The sequence below is a fragment of the Reyranella sp. CPCC 100927 genome (genome assembly GCF_007859315.1).
In the GTDB taxonomy this organism is placed as follows: Bacteria; Pseudomonadota; Alphaproteobacteria; order Reyranellales; family Reyranellaceae; genus Vineibacter.
In genome coordinates, this window is the sequence record NZ_VOHA01000064.1 from 1 (window position 1) to 1,342 (window position 1,342).

The 1,342-nt window shown below is 67.2% G+C and carries 1 protein-coding gene; it reads left to right on the plus strand.

Translation table 11 applies throughout. The annotated features are described in order from the left end of the window. Positions 1–81: 81 nt before the first annotated feature. Complete coding sequence (locus FQU96_RS41965; protein WP_146547390.1) at positions 82–1,278, plus strand: integrase core domain-containing protein; 1,197 nt, start codon at positions 82–84, stop codon at positions 1,276–1,278. Positions 1,279–1,342 lie beyond the last annotated feature (64 nt).

Below are 1,342 nucleotides of genomic sequence, written 5' to 3' on the forward strand. Positions count from 1 at the left end.
AGTGCGACCGCAGCACATGGGTAACAGATTGTACTCAGCACATGGGTGACAGTTTTCTCGCCGGCCGGGAGGACCCCGGCGATGGCATGGCGAGAGACGACAGTGGTGAAGCAGCGATGGGAGTTCGTCGAGGCATGGCTTCAGGGCGAGATTTCGAAGACGGCGCTGTGCCGGCGTTTCGGGATCAGTCGGAAGACCGGCTACAAGTGGGTGGCGCGGCATGCGTCGGAAGGGCGTGCCGGGCTCGCCGACCGCAGCCGAGCGCCGCATTGTCAAGCCGGGGCGGTGAAGGCCGAGGTTGTGCAGGCGATCGTGTCGCTGCGTCGCCGGCGGGGCTGGGGAGCGCGCAAGCTGGTGGTGGAGTTGCGCCAGCAATTGGGGCGCAAAGCCGTGCCGAGCCTGTCGACGGTGGAGCGGATCCTGCAACGCGAGGGCCTGACGCGCCCGCAGCGCAAGCGGCGTCGTGTGTTGGCATGGCGGGGGAAGCTGACGGCAGCGGACCGCGCCAACAGGGTGTGGCGGGCGGACTACAAGGGTCACGTCACGACCGGCGACGGCGAGCGCGTCGAACCGTTGACAGTGACGGACGGCTACAGTCGGTACCTGGTGGTGTTGTGTGCCAGCCGCGGCACCGGCGAGCGCGAGGCGCGGGCGGCGTTCGAGGCAGCGTTTATGCGGTACGGATTGCCGGACGTGATCTTGACCGACAACGGCAATCCGTTTGTGTCGACGACGCTGACGGGCTTGACGCGCTTGGCGGTATGGTGGCTCAAGCTGGGTATTCGTCACGAGCGGATCGCGCCGGGTCGCTGGTACCAGAACGGCAGCCACGAGCGCTTTCACAGCACCTTGTGTGCGGCCACCCTGAAGCCACCCGCAGCGACGCGGCGCGCCCAGCGCCAACGCTTCGCCCGCTTTCAGCAGCTGTACAACGAGGAACGGCCGCACGAAGCGCTGGGCCAGGTGCCGCCGGCGCACCGTTACCGCCCATCCCCTCGGCGGCTGCCGCAGCGCCTGCCGGCGCCGGCCTACGCGCCCGACATGATGGTGCGTCGTGTGCGGCGCAACGGCGAAATCAAGTGGCAAGGTCGGTTGATCTACATCGGCGAAGTGTTGGCCGGCGAATTGCTGGGCCTGCGCCAGGACCCGGCGACGGGGCTGGTCCACGTCTACTTTTACGCCCGTCACCTCGGCGCCATCGAGGCCCGCGGCAAGGCACGACTTTTGCGCCATGTGCCGCCGCCCCCGCGGGGGCGGCGGCACATGGCCATGACCTGAATGGAGAAAACTGTTACCCATGTGGTGAGCACAAACTGTTACCCATGTTGCGGCTGAAGACCTT